20 protein-coding genes are annotated in these 18297 nt (G+C 33.3%); 3 read left to right on the top strand and 17 right to left on the bottom strand.

Annotated elements, in window-relative coordinates:
- Both ACVC43_RS05820 and ACVC43_RS05815 read right to left on the bottom strand, forming a co-directional pair.
- Positions 1–279 carry a hypothetical protein gene (locus ACVC43_RS05820; protein WP_452223634.1) on the bottom strand — a complete coding sequence of 93 codons (279 nt, stop codon included), beginning with the start codon at positions 277–279 and terminating at the stop codon, positions 1–3.
- Positions 279–2003, bottom strand: a complete 1725-nt coding sequence (locus ACVC43_RS05815) for a glycosyl hydrolase family 18 protein (protein ID WP_452223633.1) — start codon at positions 2001–2003, stop codon at positions 279–281. The genes ACVC43_RS05820 and ACVC43_RS05815 overlap by 1 nt, the downstream gene beginning before the upstream one ends.
- 213 nt (positions 2004–2216) lie before the next feature.
- On the opposite strand from ACVC43_RS05815, the gene ACVC43_RS05810 reads away from it, so the two are divergent.
- Positions 2217–2858, top strand: coding sequence for a sensor histidine kinase (locus tag ACVC43_RS05810; RefSeq protein ID WP_452223632.1), 642 nt, complete (start codon positions 2217–2219; stop codon positions 2856–2858).
- A 3-nt stretch (positions 2859–2861) separates the two neighbouring features.
- Complete coding sequence (locus ACVC43_RS05805) at positions 2862–3560, top strand: response regulator (protein WP_452223631.1); 699 nt, start codon at positions 2862–2864, stop codon at positions 3558–3560.
- Positions 3561–3566: 6 nt separating this feature from the next.
- Here the strand turns inward: ACVC43_RS05805 and ACVC43_RS05800 are convergent, their stop codons facing one another.
- The 12 genes from ACVC43_RS05800 to ACVC43_RS05745 form a co-directional block, all read right to left on the bottom strand.
- Positions 3567–4334, bottom strand: coding sequence for a hypothetical protein (locus ACVC43_RS05800; protein WP_452223630.1), 768 nt, complete (start codon positions 4332–4334; stop codon positions 3567–3569).
- Positions 4335–4345: 11 nt separating this feature from the next.
- Entirely contained in the window at positions 4346–8050 is a 3705-nt protein-coding gene (locus tag ACVC43_RS05795) for a hypothetical protein (RefSeq protein WP_452223629.1), read from the bottom strand.
- Entirely contained in the window at positions 8034–8462 is a 429-nt protein-coding gene (locus ACVC43_RS05790) for a GPW/gp25 family protein (RefSeq protein ID WP_452223628.1), read from the bottom strand. The genes ACVC43_RS05795 and ACVC43_RS05790 overlap by 17 nt, the downstream gene beginning before the upstream one ends.
- A 97-nt stretch (positions 8463–8559) precedes the next feature.
- The gene (locus tag ACVC43_RS05785; protein WP_452223627.1) at positions 8560–9072 is read right to left on the bottom strand and encodes a hypothetical protein; all 513 of its coding nucleotides are present in this window, start codon (positions 9070–9072) and stop codon (positions 8560–8562) included.
- Positions 9073–9085: 13 nt separating this feature from the next.
- Complete coding sequence (gene vgrG, locus ACVC43_RS05780; protein WP_452223626.1) at positions 9086–10846, bottom strand: type VI secretion system tip protein VgrG; 1761 nt, start codon at positions 10844–10846, stop codon at positions 9086–9088.
- A gap of 3 nt (positions 10847–10849) precedes the next feature.
- Positions 10850–11509, bottom strand: a complete 660-nt coding sequence (locus ACVC43_RS05775; RefSeq protein WP_452223625.1) for a CIS tube protein — start codon at positions 11507–11509, stop codon at positions 10850–10852.
- An 11-nt stretch (positions 11510–11520) separates the two neighbouring features.
- On the bottom strand, positions 11521–11676 hold the full coding sequence (locus ACVC43_RS05770) for a DUF5908 family protein (protein WP_452223624.1): 156 nt from the start codon (positions 11674–11676) through the stop codon (positions 11521–11523).
- Positions 11673–12137: a phage tail protein gene (locus ACVC43_RS05765; protein ID WP_452223623.1), complete on the bottom strand. Its 465-nt coding sequence runs from the start codon at positions 12135–12137 to the stop codon at positions 11673–11675. Before ACVC43_RS05765 ends, ACVC43_RS05770 begins: the two co-directional genes overlap by 4 nt.
- A 4-nt stretch (positions 12138–12141) precedes the next feature.
- Positions 12142–12606, bottom strand: coding sequence for a phage tail protein (locus ACVC43_RS05760; protein ID WP_452223622.1), 465 nt, complete (start codon positions 12604–12606; stop codon positions 12142–12144).
- A 37-nt stretch (positions 12607–12643) separates the two neighbouring features.
- Positions 12644–14446, bottom strand: a complete 1803-nt coding sequence (locus tag ACVC43_RS05755; protein ID WP_452223621.1) for a phage tail sheath C-terminal domain-containing protein — start codon at positions 14444–14446, stop codon at positions 12644–12646.
- A 19-nt stretch (positions 14447–14465) separates the two neighbouring features.
- The gene (locus ACVC43_RS05750; protein ID WP_452223620.1) at positions 14466–15230 is read right to left on the bottom strand and encodes a hypothetical protein; all 765 of its coding nucleotides are present in this window, start codon (positions 15228–15230) and stop codon (positions 14466–14468) included.
- On the bottom strand, positions 15227–15799 hold the full coding sequence (locus tag ACVC43_RS05745) for a DUF4255 domain-containing protein (protein WP_452223619.1): 573 nt from the start codon (positions 15797–15799) through the stop codon (positions 15227–15229). Before ACVC43_RS05745 ends, ACVC43_RS05750 begins: the two co-directional genes overlap by 4 nt.
- Before the next feature lie 183 nt (positions 15800–15982).
- On the opposite strand from ACVC43_RS05745, the gene ACVC43_RS05740 reads away from it, so the two are divergent.
- Entirely contained in the window at positions 15983–16813 is an 831-nt protein-coding gene (locus ACVC43_RS05740) for an alpha/beta hydrolase (protein WP_452223618.1), read from the top strand.
- A 15-nt stretch (positions 16814–16828) separates the two neighbouring features.
- On the opposite strand, the gene ACVC43_RS05735 is transcribed toward ACVC43_RS05740, so the two are convergent.
- The 3 genes from ACVC43_RS05735 to ACVC43_RS05725 form a co-directional block, all read right to left on the bottom strand.
- A complete protein-coding gene (locus tag ACVC43_RS05735; RefSeq protein WP_452223617.1) occupies positions 16829–17227 on the bottom strand; it encodes a rhodanese-like domain-containing protein in 399 nt (132 codons plus the stop codon).
- A 27-nt stretch (positions 17228–17254) separates the two neighbouring features.
- Complete coding sequence (locus ACVC43_RS05730; RefSeq protein ID WP_452223616.1) at positions 17255–17566, bottom strand: rhodanese-like domain-containing protein; 312 nt, start codon at positions 17564–17566, stop codon at positions 17255–17257.
- Positions 17567–17676: 110 nt separating this feature from the next.
- The gene (locus ACVC43_RS05725; RefSeq protein ID WP_452223615.1) at positions 17677–18297 is read right to left on the bottom strand and encodes a thioredoxin family protein; all 621 of its coding nucleotides are present in this window, start codon (positions 18295–18297) and stop codon (positions 17677–17679) included.

The following is an 18297-nucleotide window of genomic DNA, read 5'->3' as shown; positions in this document are numbered from 1 at the left end:
TTATTTTTCCTCTTTTTTAATTAATAATATATTTATTACAATCTCTACCACACGAATGGCTATTATTATAATCATAAATGTGATAAATAGAAATAACCAATATTCACGATTGTTTATATCTAAACAACTTAGGTGCTCATTGAATCTTGGTATTTTTACCAATAGCATGTTTGCAATCCAGGACATAAAAATAGCTGCTAAAACACCAAAAATTATAAATAAGGTGCTCTTTGCTAAAGCTACTTTTAACCACTCTAAAAATTTTGCGATATATTCCATTAGGGTATTCGGTTATGGTTTTTGTTGTAATTTTCTGTTCTATCATATCCTGAATATATTATATAACCCAGGAGCAAACTTGCGAATACCAATACACCATATAAAAACTGTTTTTTTGCAAAAAACAGGATTAAAATAAGTAAAGGAATACCTAATAAAATTATATTTTTTATCCACTGGTTTTTAAACACGACAGCTCGTACGGCCTGACTTCGTAATGATAATAAAAATCCTAACACAAATATTATACAGAGTATGTAGCCAAGGTTTTTTAGTACTTCTATTCCTGGCAGTAGTGGATGCCATTTGTCTTGGGTATTTAAAACTGGTTTAGTTTGGTCAGCGCTTATTACTTTTTTGGTGTTGCCAAATTTTTTAGATAGTGCGTTCCATAATTCGGAACGTCCATCGCCATATCCCAAAGCCCAGATTCCTGCACCAGCTAATTGTTTATCTTTTATAAAATCGTATTTTTTTTCTAACGTCGCAACATCGTCGAACCATACCTGAACGTTCTTGCCGCCTTCTGAAAACATTAAATATGCGGTTTCACTTTGAGGTTCGTAATTGGGTGTTTCTGGAAATTTTTCTTTTATGGTTTGATAGGATAAATGATCTTTAAAGACAGCATTTTTAGATGCTATTAAAGTGTCTAAAGTTTCCCACCTGCTACCATAGTACGGAAGTGATAATATTAATTTATTATTAGGTAAGCCATCGTCTAAATAGGTATTAACGGCAGTTTCAATACTGCCTTCTTTCCATATATCACCACTTTTAAGTGGTGCTACAGGACCTGCTATGTCACCCCATTTTCCATAAAAGTTTTTGCCCATAACTATAAAATGCTCGACATACGGATTTAACGCTTCAATATTAAACGCTTTAACCCTATCTATTGCAGGTAAGGTTAGATTTAAAGTCATCGCATTTTTCTTTAACCTGTTAGATAGATTTTTAACATAGTTGGTATAATTTAAACTTAATGATGCTGGAACATCTTCAAAATCTAAAGTCACGCCATTGGCCTGCCTTAAGGTTAACAGATTGTCTATTATATTAATAGAGTTTTGTTGTGCTTCTTCGTTAGTAAGAAATGTTCTGTTATTGGACGCCCCAAAATTTGTAATGGTTAGAAAAACTTTGCAATTATTATCCTGTGCTAAATCTATTACCGGATTTGTTTTCCAATCTCTAATGGATTTATATTTTCCGGTTTTCGGGTTTAAATCATAAGCAAAATAAGATAGCGAAGTGAGAATTTTATAATTATAATTCTCGTAGGCCTGCTGGTTTCCAAAGTAAGCATGAAAGCCAAAGATTTCGTTATCGGTTGTTATATTTACTTTTTTATTCTTTTTTTCAGGAATATCTACAGATTTGGTAACACTATTGGTTTTAGGAAGTAAGGCTAATTCCTCGCAACGTGTTAAGGTGTAGCCAGCATCTTCCTTATTTTTTACAGGCTTTTTTAAAAACCATTCGACTGCATTAAAATATTTATACATCTTGTTTTTAGCATAATCAATAATTGGAGATGGCTTCTGTTCTTCGGTGTTTTCTTTAACTGAATCGTTTATGGTAGTAATGAAATTAATTTTATTACTACCATAACCATAATTTACTTTATTAAATTCAACAGATAAACCATTAGCATGATTATGGTAAACAATACTTGAAAGTAGAATTAAAAATAAAACGGTTTTATTTACTTTAAATCTCATTTTAAAAAGTTAGAAGAACAATTTAAAAAAACCATAAGCAATAGGAAAGCGTAAAAATACTTATTTTTCGAGATTGCAAATTCACGTAGAACTACCTGTTTTTCAATATTTTAAACCTAAAACACTATAAATCTCATAGAATTATAATATATTTAAAGATATATAGTAAAAAGATGTTTACGCTTCCTAAGAATAGAAATACTTTTACTTTACATGCTATCAAAAAAACTTAAAAAAACCAATTTTAACGAACATGCAAACTTTGAAATACTACTAACAGAACGAGCAAATAAAAGGGTGGCTGGAGAACTGCACGATAACTTATCGTCTAAACTTTCCATACTTAGGTTTAAACTTTGCGATAAACCTAATAATACCGACTTTGAATTACTCTCACTTTTAGATAATATTATTGGATCTGTTAGAAAAATATCTCATGGCTTGTATTCTCCTGCCATAGAGCATTGTAGCTTTCTGGATGCTGTTCGCGATTTTGTTACACCGCTTCATAATTCTATAAATATTGAAGTACAATGTGTTAATGAAAAGCCGAAACCATTAAATACGATAACAAAGCTTAATTTATTCCGGATTTTCCAGGAGTTGATAAACAACATTCTAAAACATGCCAATGCGAGCTGTATATTAATTCGTATTCGCTTTACAGAGCAATCGGTTAGTCTTTCGGTAAAAGATAATGGTATAGGTTTTTCTAAAACATTGGGTAAGCAACAGGGTATAGGACTAACAAACATTGTCTACAGAGCTGAAGCCTTAAAGGCGAAGTATAAGTTTTTTACTAAAAAGAATCTTGGTACGCTCTTTATTATTGTTGTTCCACTAAATACTATTTAATATATGAATTCTAAAGTGTACATAGCATTGGTTGACGACGAATCTCTATTTAGAGAAGGTATTGCCAAACTTTTAAACGACTACTTGCACTACCAGGTTTTATATTCTTTATCAAGTGGTAATGAATTATTAGAGAAGCTTGATGCTGGCAGCCAATTTCCTGACGTTTGTTTATTAGATTTAAAAATGACTCCTTTAGATGGTATTGAAACCACAAAGGCCATTAAAGAAAGATTTCCAGAAAGTAAGATTATTATTTTATCTTCTTTTTACAGCCCAAGTTTTATTAATTATATGGTAAGATTGGGAGTGAACGCTTTTTTACCAAAAAATATAAATCCGCAGGAATTAATATTTTCAATAGATATGGTTCACGAAAAAGGGCTTTATTTTACTAAAGAATATGCCGAAGCTTTTAAAGTGCAAAACTTACAAATGCCCAAAAAACCACATTTTGAAAATAAAGAAAGTATTACTAAAAAGGAGCTGGAAATATTAAAATTAATTTGCCATGGCTTAACCAACCAGCAAGTTGCCGAAAAGACTTCCAGAAGTATACGAACTATTGAAGGCCACAGGCAACATCTTTTAGACAAAACAGGTGCTAAAAACACGGCTGGTTTAGTTGTTTTTGCATTAATGCACGAACTTGTAGATGTCGATAAACAATTGCTTGAATACACTATTTCACCTTCATGGTAACTAAAGTTATTCTGCTCTACTATAATTAATCGGTCTGTTTAATTTCATTATATTAAATTCTATTTTCCCATTACTACCATAATTACTGTGTGTCTTAATTTGTAGTTTATAGTTAAACTCATTACCTACCCAACGTAAGGATATTCTGTTCCAGAATTTCCAGCCATAAAAGTTACGGTTACAATGTATTCTTCCTTTTTTTCCTGCATAAGCGTTAGATGCTATGGCGTGAATAGAAGCATATTTGCCTTCTCCTCTTTCGCTATGTGCCATTGCAACGACTTCGAACATATTACAGCCTTCAAGATTATCTAATAACGTATGCCACTCGCCATCTGCCTTTGTAACACCCTCTGCATGCGTACCAATTTTGCTGCTTATATTAACAGAACCAACGTTTAAAGTACCATCTTGCGCTATGGTAATATTAGATTTAGGATTGTTACCAGTAGCAATGCTTAAAGATTTATTTCCTTTTTCACCTACCAAACTTATGGTCCATGCAGCTTCTTCTCCATTTATAACTTCGTAAAAACTTATTACTCTTCCGCTGGAATCTGTATCTGTTAAATCCTTTTGTTCTGTTTGTGGCGACAGTTTTAAACCGTGTTTAAACGATTTTGAAATTCCATCGTCCAATTTGTTTAAGGAGGAATAGATTAAATCTTTAAAATCGTTACCAGATGGGCGCATGCCATTTTCAAAACGTTCGTAAAGTGTATCTCTATTTAATTGTTTTGGTGTATGGTTTTGTTTTTTTGTAACCTGTTCCATATCTCTTAGTTTTAAAGTTCTTTTAAATTAAGAACGTAATATTGTTTCTTCTTAGTTTTAGCCTTTAACACTTCCTTTTCAAGACTATTTATATAGCTTTCTGCTTCCTTTTGTTGCGCATTATCTTTAGCCGTAATAATATAGGTTTGCTCTAAATCCATGTTACTAAGCGACAGCTTTTTAAATTGTGCATAGTCCTGTTGCGACTGGTATATTTTAAACTCCTTTGCTGGAACCAATATGGCTTTTCCATTAGATGGTTTTACAATGTCGCCATCGACACTCGAATCGAAATAAGTGTAACGATAATCGTCTTTCATAACAGATAATCTATTGTCTTTCGATACTCTAATAACTTGACACCATGGCACATCTTTTACTTTTGGGTGTTTGCTTATGGCGTATACTAAATTACCAACGCTAAATTCGGTTTCTACCTTTTTATAATCGGTTTTATCAAAATACAACCAAGGTGAAATTTGTCTCTTAATAATCTCATCAATTTCTACGTAAGGAATGTATTCGTTTATATTCTCACGCTCCAACCTGCACCTTACCTCAATCTCTTCATACTCGGGAGATTCTACTTCAATAGTTAATTCTGGTGCACAATGTGCTTCTACATACTTTTTAATGGCTAATTGCGTATTCTTATGAATATAAAAACTGCTTTTATCGCTCTCCTGATTAATTTTTGGCATCACTATAAGTTTTACCGTACCAGGATTTGTTCTGTCCGATCCTTTACTGTTTCCGTAGACTGAAGGTGTTAAGACTTTTATCCAGTTTACCTCTGGAAATTTCTCTAAAATCATTCGTTTATAATCTCTTGGCCTAATCATTCTATTTTTATGACCTAAACGATTACTAACTCTGGAATAAAACTTAGTTTCTTCTTCTTTTTGTCGACCACCAAAAGAATAAAAAGGCTGGGTAACAGACACTACAGATGCATTTTTGGTAATTATTTTATTTATAGATAAAGGTTTTAATATTTTAAATGAAGCATCCCTGCTTTTAAGCTTTCGCTTTACCATACCAACGTTAGTGTTTATATAAACACAACGTCCAATATATTTTAAGTTAGAGCTATCTACTGAAAGGCGAATCCAATCTTTATCTTTATCGAAAAGCGGATGGTTACTCTCTATATCTAGTGGTAAAAACAGTCTGATTATTCCTGTCTCCTGAGTTTCAATCGTTGTGTTTTCTACTACATTCTCTCCAAAATCTGACCAGGATTCTCCAGATAAATAGGAGATTGAAACCATATTATCATTGCTTAATTTTTTTTGCGAAGGAATAAGTTTAAAAAAAATGGAAATCTCTGTAAAAGGTTGCAGGTTTTCTAATCCTATAAAAAGATAACCCTTGTCCTGATAGGCATTGGTAAGCAAATTGTTATTTCTGATTTTTTTCTCATGAGCTTCTTTAATATTTCCAAATGGGTGCATATGAAAAAAATCGAATGCTTCAGTTTGCTTCACACTTGTAATACTATTAAAAGAAATAGACTGGTTAGCCTTGTAGTTTATGCTTAGCTTTCTTACCAAGGGCACATAAGGCGGTTTCGGCGGAAATTGGGTGTCCTGTTTTTTACGATTTTTTATTGCACTTTGCCCATATAGCGTCATTTCTTCTTGGTAGATAGAACTACCAAAACCTATATTTGGGGCTACCAATTCGAAACCAATAAATGCTAAAGGAAACGTGTTCGGGTTTAAAAATTCTGAATTGCTATTTAGCTTGTTGCTGGCTGGTTTGTCAATATATTTTTCAGGAAAATGAGTTTCATTTTTTAAAACTCCGTTGTCTACGGCAAATAAATTTTCAGTAGTTTTATTAGTTGCATAATTGGTAAGTTCTATTTTAAAAGATTGATCTGTAATCGTTTCCGTTTTATAATTATTGTAATAGGTTTTAAAATTAGGTTTTGGTAAATCTGCCCATTCTATTTTTAATTTTAGATGACTCATTTTCTTATTCAGCCATTCATTAGCTCCAATATAAAATCGATTACCTTGAAGCGGATTAATTCCAAGAAGTGGAAACGGATTGGAAGCATCTACCAAACCGTGTTTGTTGTAAACTATGAAATCGTTAAAGTTGGCTACGGCAACATCTATATCTAAGGTTTTAACTGTTAATTGTTCTAATAATGAAAATGGATAATATGCAGAATCCTGTTTTAATTTTATACTTAGCAAAGGCAAATTCGAATCGAATTTTCTTTGGTGTATGGCTTCTGAATAGTTAACCCATGAAGGAAAATTTTCAGACAATACGAACGAAAACTCTAAACAGCAGTTTTCATTACTAAAGGCATTGGTAAAATTAGATGAATACGCTTCAATAGCTAACCAACCATTTGCTGTAGTTATTTCCATATTAAAAGCATTATCTATAAAACGGAATAGCATTTCTTCCTTAGAAACTAAATCAATATCATTGCCTTGCGTTACTAACTTTTCTAAAATGGAATCGCAAGCCTGTATACTTTCACTTTCTAATTTGTAAGAAAGTTTCACTGTTCTTTCACCAGAGTTTAAATTAAAAATTGGAGATGCAACAGCCCAGCCAACCTCTGGCAGTTCTTTATTGCTTTTATAGCTTTGCGGCCCACCAAACAATGGCCATGCATTACTAATAACCTGCTCTTTTTTAATGGTTTCCAAGGGAATATTATCCATATAAACACCTGTTACCATATTAGCATATTGTAATGGCAATACGCTTTTGTTTTTATGAAACAGTAGTGTTTTTAAAGCTGTAATATTGGCTCCTGTTAGTGGTATGCTTTTTTCATTTTTAAAAATAATTTCTTCGCCAGTTTCGTCTTGTCCTGCCGAAAATAAACTACCACTTTCTATGGTTGCTGTGTGGACACCTAAAACCAAGTCAATAAACAAGTATGCATAATCCGGCTCTGCGTTAAGCTGTTTTTGATTTAAAATTGTTCTAAAATAATAATCTAAATGTCGTTTAGGTATTTTATTTACTTGTTGCTGTATTGTTTGGTAACTTTTTAAAAACCCAAATAGCAAACCTATATGTGCAGGATGCTTTCCGTTTTTAAGCATGTTATTAAAATCCTCTCCTTTAGACTTCTTTTTTAAAATGAATAAGCAATTGATTCCTTCGTTTACAATATCTCTAAATAGATTTTTTTTTGTGTCCTGTGGCGCGGATGCAAGATAGTTTAAATCGAAAGTTGCTTTAGTGTTCTGCAACCATTCTATCCAGATTTCTAAACTTTTTAACTGCTCTGGTGTACATTCTTTTAGTAAACCTTTTAAGGATAAAATATTAAAAAACAAATCGCCAGCAATAACAGAGCGTATTTCTTCTAACACCCAAATTCCATCGACCAAAACCGCTTTGTCGAATAATTGTTTTAAAATCTCAAGTATCTCTATTATTAAGTTCACAGCTTTAGATTCGCCATCGGAATCCCAAAACTCTAAGATGTTTTTTTTTCGGTTATTTAGTGTAATGGTATCTAAACTCGAAATATCCAGCCATAGAAATAAAGTTTGCTGCGAGTACATTTCGTCCCATTTACCTAAGGTCGCTCCATCTTCGTTTACAAAAGGAATTTGTTTTGCATAGCCTAAAAACAGTTGCATTAAATCTCTAACAGAGCGCTCATCTAACCTTACATAATCTGGCTGGAAAGGCTCTACCGAAACGTTAACATCATCAATAGATTCTATCATGGCTCTCTATATTTGTGCCTTGCCCAATGTAAAATGGGTAAACAAGATTGTGGCGACTGTTTGTGTCCCTAATAATATAATCTACATTAACGTAAAGCGTATCGGCTTCAATGGTTAAATCGACCGTTTCAACATCTACTCTTGGCTCATTAAGAATAATGGCATTTTTAACCATATCGATAGTAAAATGGTATAAGGTATTATCCATTTCTTCAAACACAAGTTTTATTAGGTCGCAGCCATATTCAGGCATCATGACGCGTTCGCTTTTCATGGTAGATAAAAGAATAAATAAGCTTTCTTTTATATCTTCTTCGGCAGAAACCATGTTTGTTTTTTTTGTAACAAAGTTGAAAGTAGGTGGAAAGCCCCAACCAGTACCAAGAAAAATATTTGGTTTTAATTCGCTCATAATTAAAGAATTATAAGCTACAATTTAGAGAAGTTTAGCGCTTTAAAAAACAGTGTTACTACTTGTTTTTAAAAAAGAGAAATATTTATTGTTAGCTTTATTTTTTCTTTTTTGCCTTTTTTACAGCATTTTTATTATTCCAACTTTTAATATTAGAATATAGGGTTGGGTTTCCTTTATATATTCTAAAAATATCTGCTTTACCATCTCCCGATGAATTACCATGCGAATCTCCTTTTTTACTACCAGCAGTAGTTGTATCGGTTTTGTTTGCGCCACCACTTGCCTCATGAGTACCCATTTTTCTTAGCAACAGTTGTCTTTCTTTGTTGGATAAAGTATCCCACCAACTTACTGCAGACAATGGTTCTCCTCTATCTTCCTTTGTACATTTACATGTTTTTTCGTTTTTACCACAATTTTCACATTTAGTAAATTGAATAGTTTGTGATTTATCGTTTACAAGCTTTTGAACTTTTCTTTGAGCAATTGCTTCTGGTCTATTGTCTACAAATTGAAGTGAAGCCTTTTCCCTATTTTGTTTTTGAAAATTATCGGGAGTAAAAGACTCGCTCTTGTTTTTAGGTGTTTTATCAATTTGAGCTTTCATGATTTTTATTTATTTAATTAATAGCTACCATAGCACCTTTAATGGTTGTATTTCCTCCTGCTTTTAACTCAGCAGTGGCTCCACCTTCGGCAGAGTATGCCATTTGTGCTTTAGTTTTTGTGTTGGCTCCAGATCTTGTAAGATCGGCAGAGGCTTTTATGTCTATGTTAACTCCAGACATTTTTATATCGTTAGTGGCTTCTATAATAATATCTTTAATACTATGTATGGTGATACCATCTTCATTGAGTTTAATCTCGTTTTTATGCTGGTCTGTTATAGTAATTGCTTTGTCCTCTTCACTAATAATAATACTATTTTTAGCAGGTGTTTCTATTTTAATTATTTTAAGTTCGTCATCAAAATCCATCGTCATTTTACTGCGCGTAGTAATCGCTTTGTGTGTGTTTTTTTCATCAGGCACTAAAGCCGGAGCATTTTTTTTACTGTATACGCTTCCTAATATTATTGGTGCAGAGGGATTATCGTCTAAAAAACCTAAAATAACCTCATCGCCAATTTCGGGATAGAAAAAGTTTCCAAATGTATTAGACGCATAAAAAGTGCTTAAACGTGCCCAAAGACCATCGTCTGATGTTTTTATTAATGGTAAGGTTACTAAAACCCTAAACGCTTGCGCTGGATCTTCATGTATTTTTTTTACCACACCTATTTGCAAACCATTAATAGCAGGTAATCTACCAGCTGCTGTGAGTGCATTTACTGGTACGTCTTGAGTAAACCAGTTCTTTCTTAACCCAATAGAAATCTCTGTAAACCAACGACCTTCTTTTAATTCATGGTGCACTCCAGAAACATAAGCTTTACCGTTTATTTTTTTTCCAACACCTTTAATCTCTATTAATGTGTTAGGTAGTATAATTGCACTGCCTTCGCAAAGTATAGTACCATGAAAACGAGATAATCGAGATTTTAAAAGCTGAGCATTTGCCCAGGATGTTAAAACATCACCCTCTAAAGGAACTGGCGATTGTAAAACCGCTTTGGCACTTAGAACACTCGAAAGTTTTTTCCCTGTTAAATCGCCTTGCGAGTTCACACTTGGCTCTACAGAGTTACCTTCTACAAGTGCTTGATTTTCTGTATCCCAAGCTATAGCTGTAACATCGGCAAGCTGATCATTACTACTTACCGAAATATCTAACTCAAGAATGTTATCGCCATACGTTAGAGAAAGTACTGGAGAACTGCTAATATCTGGTTTGGTAACTGTGGTTTTACCGTCGCTAGTAATTACAACTAAACCGTTTATTTCTGCACGCGACACTACAAAATCCCAATCTGTAGCACCATATTGTATTACTTTTTCATATTTATAAGAAGTGCTATCGACCGATTTTGAAAAAGAATAATTACCTAAAATTTTATTAATAATATCGCTATCGCTCCTATCAATAAAATAAGCATTGTTTTGCACTTTAGTTGTCTCGAAAGCTTTATCGAAACACTCGATAACTAACGATGGACCTTCCTCTGCATCAATTGAAATGGTCTGGCTTATAAGAATACCCTTAAAAATTGTTTTCTCTTTAGAATGGTAGCCTGCCTTGATTTCTATTTCGTTTCCAGGTACAAAATCTGAAGAATCGCTTAGTTTAAAATCCTCCTTTGCTTTGCTTCCATCAATGAGTTTTACTTTTGCTCTTGCAATTTTATTAATAGTCTTAAACACTTCAATTTCCATGATTTCTGCGTTTGAAGCTTTTCCGTTTATATTAATTTGAACCGATAAAAGATCTGATGCCTCTGCCATATATTATTTTTTTAATGGAGGAAATAAAAGTTTTGTACCAATGGGTACGTTTCTAAACGAATCTAATTTATTAGCCTCAGCAATTTGAATGTACAAGCTCGAATCATCATAGATTTCATTACAAAACAATGGAATGGTATTATGAATTTTAACTACTTTTAAATGATTAACATCTGGTGATTGTTTATTTGCAGAAGCTGCTAATAATTTTGAGTTTGAAAACCCCGAAAAACTAACATCTGCTTTCGCTCTTAACGGGTTACCATTGTCTTTAAAAAGCGTGTAAGAAATATCTAACTTTGTTAAATAACAGTAAAATACAAGTGTTCCCCAAGACAGTTTTATGTAATTGGTACGATGAATTTTACCATTATACTGGTATACAAGTTTTTTAAATTTTATAATTTGATCGTTAACGCTCCCTTTTTCCTTAAAAATTCCTGTGCCATCAAAATATATAGAGAACCCAACAGTTTCTTTGTCTACAGAATTAAACTTACCCGAATTTCCGGCGCCTTCAGCTACATTTTTAGTATCTGAAAATTTAACAGCATGATTATAGGAGTAACTCTCCGGATTAATGTTCACCGTATAATTGCCCACCTCCGAGCGAAAAGTATCGTTTGAATAGGCATAAATTTTAAGTTTATTAAGTTTTCCCATGCTAAAAAAATTTAGCGTTCTGCTTGTTTTCTACTGGTCTTTTTTATTTTCTGAAGACAGGCTTTAACAATATCATTTTTAAATTGGTTTTTATCAAAATCAGGATTTCGATTGTGGTTTTCCACAATACTGGTTTTAACCACTAATTCTTTTATAATGACTGTCATTTTTTTACCTGTTTTATTATTTTACTTGTAAAATAGTTATAAGAAAAACTAAGAGTTTCTATTAAAACTTCGTTATTCATTGCATCTAAATTAGCAGTGCTCCAACCCACAGGCCATGCACCAACAAAATCCCAAAGCATAATAATATCGCCTTCTCTATTTAATAAAGACACTTCGAGTTTTTTAGGCTTAATTGGTTTGGAAAACCCTTGTGATAACGAGTTATTAACCCATGTTAACAGATTAGAATTCTTAGCTACTACACCTCTTTTTAATTCCAAATTAGTGTACTTGGTTACTGTTGGCACCTTGTATTTAAAACGGTTTTCGCCACCTTCTGCAATTTCTTCCGTATTAATTTCGGACGAAATACCAGAGACCTCCTTAAAGCTGTAGGCTTCTGTTCCCACTTTTACCTGAAAATAGAAGCCAGCAACTGGATAAACCGATTGAGCACTCATGTTATTACTTGTTTGCTATTACTAATCCTTCGTGTGCAATTTCAATAGTCTCAACAGCTACTTCATTTCCATCAGACTTTAAATCGGTTCCTGTAATTTTAGTTGGCCATGCGTTTTGAAGTGTCCATGTCATGGTTGGATTCCCTTCTTCGTCTAACAACTTAATGGTAACAGTAACCCGTTTTACTACATTCATTTTTACAGTAGCGTACCAATCGTAAAACTGATTATCTTTTACAAAAACGCCTTTTTTAAGTGTTACATTACTTGATTTTACAATGCCAGGCATTTTTATTGTTGAAAATTGCGGGCTGTCGCCATGTCTGTATTCTATAATTTGAGATTCTATATCTAAGCCTGAAACTTCTTGAAACGAGGCATTTTCCATTCCTCCACCTAAATCTACAGTAAAAAAGAATTTAGATATTGGCCATACCTTTTCGCTTTGTTTTGATCCATCATCTGCCATAATATTATATTTTTAAATTAATGTTTTAGTTAACTGTTTACGATTTTTGCATTTGCTGCTCGAACGAAATCACAATAAATTCTGCTGGACGAGACACGGCAATTTTTACCTCTATTATCATCTTGCCTTCAAGAATATCGATTGCTGTCATAGTTGTTCCTAATCCAACATTTACGCTAAAGGCATCTGCCGGAGAAGCTCCTGCTAAAGCACCTTGTTTCCATAAATTGGTAAGAAAATTAGAAATCATAGATTGTATAGAAACCCAAGTGTTTTTTACGTTAGGCTCGAATACATAAGCTTTAGCTGCAAATTTTATGGATTGCTCCATCATAATTACAGTTCTTCTTACGTTCATGTATTTCCAATCTAAACTGTTGGCATCTAATGTTCTGGCTCCCCAAACCATGGTACCCAAACCAATAAACGGACGAATAGCACAAATGGCCTTACCTAATATTGGCGCATTTAAATCTTCTTGTTGTTTATGGTCTATTAAAACGGCTGGCGATACCACACTACTAACCGCGACATTAGCTGGTGCTTTCCATACGCCACGTTGTGCATCTACAAGTGTGTAGATTCCTGCCATTGCTGCAGACGGTGGTAACAAATTTTTCTTTTTTAAGATGGCTTCCATGATTAATTTATAATCTGGAATGGCAATATTTAAAACACTATTTATTGTTTCTGGTTTTAAAATTGAATCTGCAGCTTCTTTTTTCGTGGTAGCCGCATCAAGTGTTTTTTGCGCCTCTTTCTTCTTATTATCATCTGTTTCTTTCTCAACAGCCTCTTTAAGCGCAGTAATCTCATCGTCTGTTGGCACTTTCTTTGCTTCAGTTAATGCTGTTTGAGCTTCGTCTACAGCGGTTTGTGCTTTCTTTTTATCATCGTCTGATGCATCTTCGGCTAAGTCCGCTTGTGTTTTTTGCGCTTTCACTAAAGCTGCCATTTCTTTTTCACCAGGAGCAACAACGCCAATTAGTTGATCTAAATAAGGCTTTATAGTAGTAATTTGAGCAGGATTTAATGCCTCGTTAATATAGTCTTCGCATATTTGTTTTAATGTTGCTGCGGAATCATCATCTAAATTTTTATAGCTTACTTCTGGTGCTTGCAGGATAGTAGTATTTAACCAAGGATAATAGGCTGCACCATATTTTAGAGAACTTGAAGACACTTTGTTTCTAAATTCATCTATTGGATTATAAGTAGGATTATCTAATCCTTCGTCTCCTCTGTAAATATCTAAAATAGCCACTCTGTTCATAAAAGCGCCACAGTGATTAAGCATTTGTACTTGTAACGAATAACAATCGTTAACTGGTAAAAGCACCGCATCTGGTATTACCAACATGGTTGGTACTGTTTCTTTTTCTAATATTTTAATTCCTGCCATAAACGGGTTTGCCGAAAGTTGAGGATTAATAACGCCATTTTGATACGTCCCTACAGATATAATAAAACAACTTCCACCTCCATTTTGGTAGAAAAACTTCATCGATTCATATAAGTTGAAACGTGTATTTGCTTCAGCATTTAAAGAATAAGCTTTGTCGTTAATGTGTAAATCGTAATTTTTTGGATCTTCTACTGGTGTAGTAACCTCATCCATTTTGTAAGTGGTATGTGCTCCTCTACCAAAAAAGAGTTCGAATTCCATAAAAGAATCTACTCGAATGGGTTTATTAAGAAGAGATTGACCATTGTACCTTGATTTTTCGGTGTAACCAATAAATGCTGGTATTGCTGTTTCAACTCCTACTACAGAGTTAGGGAATGCATTTCTCTCATCAATGTAAACACCCGGAGTTTTTAAAGTTGGTGGTAATGCCATAATTTTTGTTGTTTAAAAGTTAAATATATATGTAAACTGGTGTCAACTCTTTGCTGTCTTCGGTAACCATTTTATATGTATAATTTGCAAAAGGTAATATCATGCTTTGCGCTTCTTGAAATCTTGATTCTTCCTTAGTTGTCCAAATAAGCTTTAATCGTTTGCTTGCTTTTTTTGAATATGCAATTGCTGTGTCCGATTGAAATTTTATAAACTCATCATCTTTACTAACCGCTTTAAATTGCCATGATCCTTCTTCGTCTATAATACTATAATCCCACTCTTTGTGTTCGGGCCTGAGTTTTATATTATATTCCCAAATCGTGGCTTTAGTTAAAAAGCGGATTTTAAATATGGTATCATCCTTTACATCACTTAAATTAATATTTATATATCCAATAGCGTTTTTTGGCGCCTGATGCAACTGTTCTTCGGATATTTTTAAATCGTCTTTTTGTTCACTTATTGTGGAACTACTTATCTCTTCCATTTCTGTATTAAACCAATAATAATGCGGTTTGTAAAAATTTACATCTTGACCGTATTCGGTATAATTATAGAAAGCTTCATTATCGCAAATCACCCAAAAACCAATAGATTCTATGTCATTTATTATTGCTTTATCCTCTTCTATATAACAGGCTATACTACCTAACTGCTTCCTAAACAAAAGCCTGTTGTTTCTAATTAGCGGAGCACTTGAATTAGCTGGTGTAATGCTTAAATGTTGAGCCAGTCCATTATCGTAATCATGTATTATTTCAATACTAAAAAATGGTTTCATGGCATTGGCACATTTACATTAGGCTCTTTTATTTCTGGTAAAACAGCATCAACAGAATCTGCGCTAATTTTTAACATTCTCATTTTATAAATTACTGAAGGCTGATATCTTGCTCCTAATGCGCCCCAAAATCTACTCATGTTATCAATATCTAAATTTACCAGCTCCAAACTTAATTTGTCTATGCCTTCTGGCATTTCAACCTGACTTGAATTAAAGTAAGGATTCTGTTGAAAAAATGTAATAACTTGAGATAACCAACTTAAACCGCTTTTGTACTGACTGTCTTTAAACAAAGCCGTAATTAAAATGTATAGATTTATATATACTGGCGATGCTTGTTTTTCGATAGTATTTCCTTGTCTTCTAATATTTGGCTGGTTGGCTATACTTCCTTCCTCTGCAATGTTTACAACAGAAATTACCAAAGCATTTTCTTGTGTCACAGCAATCTCTCCACTTGCAGTTACTAACCCAGACAGAACAACTATAGATTTATTGCTTGGATGTTTTCTAATTAAATAATCATCTAGTTGACTTGTTAAAAACTCTAAAGCCTTGGCTATCATTATTTTTCGTTTTATCAAAGTTGCTGATTATCAAGCGGATAAAAAAGAGTAGAATTACGTTAAATGAAAAAACGAGTATAAATACTTAGTAAAAAGAGCTATTAACGACAGTGTATTTACTAAACCTTTATAATTCCCTTAACGAAATAAGAGATTGAAATACTTAAATTCGCTTTAAAAAGAATGAACCATAAAATAACCACTTTCCTGCTTTTTTCTCTATTGCTTTTTAATTGCGCTTCGCGGAAAATAAGCGACGTGGCTTATTTAACGCAAGCCGAAACTAAAGCGGTTAACCAACCAACACTAAATATTTTTGAACCCAGAAAGACCGAAGCTGCTAAAAATCCTGTAGTTATTTTTGTGCATGGTGGTTATTGGACAGAAGGCGATAAAAAAACCTATGGTTTTTTAGGGCGTAATTTTGCTAAAAACGATGTAGTTACTGTAATACCTGGCTATAGTTTAAGCCCAGAAGGAAACTACGATACAATGGCTAAAGAAATTGCGCAAGCGGTACAGTGGACTAAAAATAACATTGAGGCATATAAAGGAGATCCCAATCAAATATTTTTAATGGGACATAGTGCTGGTGGGCATTTAATTGCGTTAATAAGTACCAATCCTAAATATTTGGAAGATAAAAATGTTATTAAAGGCGTCATTTTAAATGATGCTGCTGGTTTAGATATGAAAAGCTATCTCGAAGAGAATCCACCAACAAATGAGTACAATTATAAAACCACCTGGACCGAAAACCCAGAGAAATGGAAAGACGCCTCACCTATTTATTTTTTAGATAACACCGCACCTCCATTTATGGTTTATGTAGGAGAGAAAACTTATCCCTCTATTATTAAACAAAACGAAGCTTTTGTTAGTGCATTAAAACCCTATCAACCAAACGTTAAACAGATTTTTTTAGATAAAAAACACGTACCAATGATGTCGCACTATTTCTTTCCGTGGACTAATCGCTACGACGAAATATTACGTTTTATTAAAGAGCATTAAAAGAGAAATAATTTTTTACGGGTAAAGCTTTAAATCCAATGTTTGGTATTGCCATTTGGTAAAACCGTCTTTTAAATCGAAAATGAGTTTAAAGCCTGCTTCTTGCATTCTATCTGCGCATTTGGCACTTCTCCCTCCAGATTTACAGTATAAAATCACTGGTTTATTCTTGTCCAGTTTATCTATATCTTCTTCAAAAGTTGGAGAATTAAAATCTATATTTTGCGCACTCGCTAAGTGCCCTTCCTTATATTCTTCAGGTGTTCTAACATCTACCAATTGTACATTTTCTAAGGCTAAAAGTGTCTCCATTTCTTCTACAGAAACTACAGTTATAACGCTTTCTGTTTTTTTAGAACAACTGTAAGAGGTAAATAGCACTGCAAGTAATAAAACGGTTAAAGCTTTTTTCATGATTTTTTTTAAATTAGTTGGTTAATTTTACTCTTCCCTTGCACCAGTCCATTCCGAGAAACCACCAAGCAAATTATAAGCATTTTTAAATCCCATTTGATTCATAATTGCACAGGCCTGACCGCTTCTACCACCAGACTTACAGTACACGTAATAATTTCTATCTTTATCCAATGCTTCCAACTCGTAAATAAACGCCTGACCTTTAAAAATATTAAGATTTTTAGCGTTTGGAATATAGCCTTCTTCTACCTCTTCTTCCGTTCTTACGTCTAATATTAAAGCATTATCATCTGCTTCTAACTGTTGAGCCCACTGCTCTTGGGTTAAATCTGCCATTTTAAAATTTTAATACTACAAAGTTAATCAATTAATGTTTTGCCAAGTGATATTAATAAAAAAACCTGAAGTCATGACTTCAGGTTTTCTTTTAAATTTTAGGTATTAATTTAAACTTTTATAGAACAACCAATGGCCTTAGTTTCATTAACCTCTACTTCTTCACCATTTAATAACGCGTTAACCGCATTCTCGACATATTTATTTTTAACTTCGTTTGCATCTTGATAGTTATCGTCTATGGCACCAATATATCTTACAATATTACCTTCCTCTGTTTTTTCCAACACATAGATATGTGGTGTTTTTGTAGCACCATATCTTGGGTACACATCCTGCCCTTTATCCATTAAATAAGGAAAAGTAAACCCTTTTTCTTTTGCTCGTTTTTGCATTGCTTCCATATTATCTCCAGGCTTAACCTTTACATTATTTGGCATTATTGCAATTACAGGATAACCTTTAGGCGCGTATTTTTTATTTAAGGCTTCAATTCTGTCTTCGTATGCCACTGCATAAGGACATGTATTACAGGTAAATGTAATTATAAAGCCTTTTGCCTCATCAAAATCTGACAGAGACATCATTTTGCCGTTGATATTTTCTAATTTAAAATCGGTAGCTACGTCTCCAATTTTATAGCCATCGTTTTTTGTTTTGTCACTTTTGGTGAATGCTGTTACACTAATAATTAATGCTAACAACAGCGCTAATTTTACTACGTTTTTCAT

The organism is Lacinutrix chionoecetis (assembly GCF_053604665.1).
The sequence above is the reverse complement of the archived record's forward strand: the minus strand, read 5'-3'. Positions and strand labels throughout refer to the sequence as shown.